The organism is Aeromicrobium sp. (genome assembly GCF_049586495.1).
Classification (GTDB): domain Bacteria; phylum Actinomycetota; class Actinomycetes; order Propionibacteriales; family Nocardioidaceae; genus Aeromicrobium.
Window position 1 is genome coordinate 1 of the sequence record NZ_JBAVCB010000141.1, and the last position, 2,611, is coordinate 2,611.

The 2,611-nt window shown below is 67.6% G+C and carries 4 protein-coding genes; 2 read left to right on the forward strand and 2 right to left on the reverse strand.

Annotated features, from left to right (window positions below; all coding sequences use genetic code 11):
- Both WB508_RS07525 and WB508_RS07530 read left to right on the forward strand, forming a co-directional pair.
- The coding region (locus WB508_RS07525) for a KH domain-containing protein (protein WP_423844268.1) at positions 1 to 359 on the forward strand (359 nt) is incomplete at its 5' end.
- A 2-nt stretch (positions 360 to 361) separates the two neighbouring features.
- Positions 362 to 1,375: a PHP domain-containing protein gene (locus WB508_RS07530; protein ID WP_423844269.1), complete on the forward strand. Its 1,014-nt coding sequence runs from the start codon at positions 362 to 364 to the stop codon at positions 1,373 to 1,375.
- A 72-nt stretch (positions 1,376 to 1,447) separates the two neighbouring features.
- Here the strand turns inward: WB508_RS07530 and WB508_RS07535 are convergent, their stop codons facing one another.
- Entirely contained in the window at positions 1,448 to 2,128 is a 681-nt protein-coding gene (locus WB508_RS07535) for a hypothetical protein (RefSeq protein WP_423844270.1), read from the reverse strand.
- Positions 2,129 to 2,160: 32 nt separating this feature from the next.
- Positions 2,161 to 2,611 (reverse strand): NAD(P)H-dependent oxidoreductase (locus WB508_RS07540; RefSeq protein ID WP_423844271.1); only part of this gene is annotated, 451 nt, incomplete at its 5' end.

The window sequence follows — 2,611 nt, forward strand, 5'->3', positions numbered from 1 at the left end:
AGCTCACCGACGAGCCCGAGGAGACTCTGATCGCCGAGATCGTGCGTGAGGCTGCGCTCGAAGGCGTCCACGACGAGCTGCCACACTCGCTGGCCGTGCTGGTCGAGGAGGTCGTGCCCCGCGCCGAGCGACCCAAGGACAAACCGTTACTCGATGTCCGGGTCAACGTCTACGTGGAGCGGGACAGCCAGAAGGGCATCATCATCGGCAAGAAGGGTGTGCGCCTGCGAGAGATCGGCACGGTGTCCCGCACGCAGATCGAAAAGTTGCTGGGCACCCCGATCTACCTCGATCTGCATGTCAAGGTTGCCAAGGAGTGGCAGCGCGACCCGCGCCAGCTGCGCAAGCTCGGCTTCTGACCGTGACGCCCGTCGAGGCACTGAGCGAGATCGCCTTCTGGCTCGAGCGAGGCCGAGCATCGAGCCACCGGGTCGAGGCGTTCCGCACCGCAGCGACCGCGATCGGGGATCTCACCCCTGGTCAGCTGGCTGAGCGAGTCGCCGACGGCACTCTGACCGAGATCAAAGGTCTGGGCAAGCGCACTCGCGAGGTGGTGGCTGCGGCACTTGAGGGTGAGGTGCCGACCTATCTGGCTGATCTGCGCGACGCCACCCCGCTGGCGGACAGCGGTCACGACCTGCGGGCGCTGCTGCGCGGCGATCTGCACAGCCACTCGGACTGGTCCGACGGTGGCTCGCCGATCGAGGAGATGGCGCGGATCGCGGTCTGGCGTGATCGCGAGTACCAGGTCATCACCGATCACTCGCCGCGCCTGACCATCGCGAACGGACTGTCAGCCGATCGGCTCGCCCGCCAGCTCGACGTGATCGCCGAGGTCGACGCGCAGCACGACGGCTTCCATCTGCTCAGCGGTATCGAGGTCGACATCTTGGACAATGGCGCGCTGGACCAGACCGCAGAGATGCTCGATCGCCTCGACGTCGTGGTGGCCAGCGTCCACTCCAAGCTGAAGATGGAAGCCAGCCAGATGACCAAACGCATGGTGCGGGCTGCGGCGGACCCGCACACCAATGTGCTGGGCCACTGCACGGGACGACTGGTCGAGGGTGGCCGTGGCACCCGCCCGCAGTCGCAGTTCGATGCCGAGATGGTCTTCGAGGCGTGTGCGCTGTTCGACGTCGCGGTCGAGATCAACTCACGCCCGGAGCGCCAGGATCCGCCCGACGATCTGATCGACTTGGCCCTGGACGCTGGCTGCTTGTTCGCGATCAACACCGACGCGCATGCGCCCGGTCAGCTGGACTTTCTCGACCACGGCGCGGCCCGCGCGGCGGCGCACGACATCGACCCCGACCGGATCGTCACCACCTGGCCGGTCGACCGCCTGTTGGAATGGTCCCGCGCCAAGCGCTGACGAGTCGCGCACGCCCGCTGACGAGTCGCGCACGACGTACCAAGTGACTCGTCGGTGGGTCTACGTGACTCGTCAGCGGACCTCGGCGATGAGCTGGCGTACCTCGTCGACGGGCAGGGGCACGGCGGCGCGATCGGTGATCTCGTCGTAAGCGTCAATCATCGCCGTCAGGTCCCTCACCATCCTGCGGGCCCGGGCGGGCCCGTTGCCACAGTCAGCCTGGCACTCACCCGCGGCGACCTTGTGGGCGGCAGACAACGCGTAGAGCGCGTGCGCCTCTGCCGGATCAAGATCGGGACTCAACGCGAACGCCATGATGCGCGACTGTGCGACGTGGTGGGCGTGGTGTTCTGGGTCGAGGTCACTCTCCGCAATCGGGAAGTTGAACGCTGCGGCGATCGGATCAACCGGTGTGGCCGTGATGGCGGCGGCGATGCGCGCGCGAGCTGACCGGTCGACCAAGTCGGCGACCCGGTGAGCCTGGGTCAGTCGCAGGGCGGTGCGGATCGCGGGCGAGTCCGCCGTGGTGCCGAACAACCGCCCGATCAGCGGAATGAGTCGTGGACGGTCAGTGTCCATCAACAGATCGTTGGTGGTGCGGGCCTCGTGGGCCAGGATCGGATGAGTGCAGTCGGGACGATCGCTCCAGAGCTCGCCGGCCAGCAGCGACACGTACTCCATGACGCAGGCCTCGCCAGCCTCGGCGTCGTGGGCTCCGGCGGACAGCGTCGGCATGAAGTCGGGTGCGCTCATGCCCAGATTCTCCACGGAACAGGTGGTGGCCGTCAGGTGAGCAGTGCGGCGAGCGTCGCGCCGAGCTCGGTGGCCCGGTCCAGCTCGACCTCGCCGACATCGCCCAGGATCTCCACGACCGCAGAAGACCGGTGCCAGCCGAGCGCCTGCACGATGCCTTGCACCGACCGCACCGCACCGGTCGTGTCGTAGCGCCCGTGGACCAGCAGCCCGTAGGGCTTCTTCGTGGCACGCGACTCAGCGGCAGATCCGTCATCGCTCAGCGACCCGCCTACCTGCAGGAAGATCGTGTCGAAGAAGTGCTTCATGGCGCCGGACATGTACCCGAAGTTCGCCGGGGTCACCACGACGAACCCATGCGCCGACAGCACGTCGTCGGCCGACGCGTCGAGCGCCGCGACGACCGAGACGTCCACGCCCTCGATGGCGTCGTCGCGGGCTCCGGCGACGAGCGCGTTGGTCAGCGCGTGCAGAGTGTCGGTC

What these genes read in the sequence shown, in the direction of transcription:
- WB508_RS07535 (WP_423844270.1), bottom strand. Translation starts at nt 2,128, where the DNA reads ATGAGCGCACCCGACTTCATGCCGACGCTGTCCGCCGGAGCCCACGAC.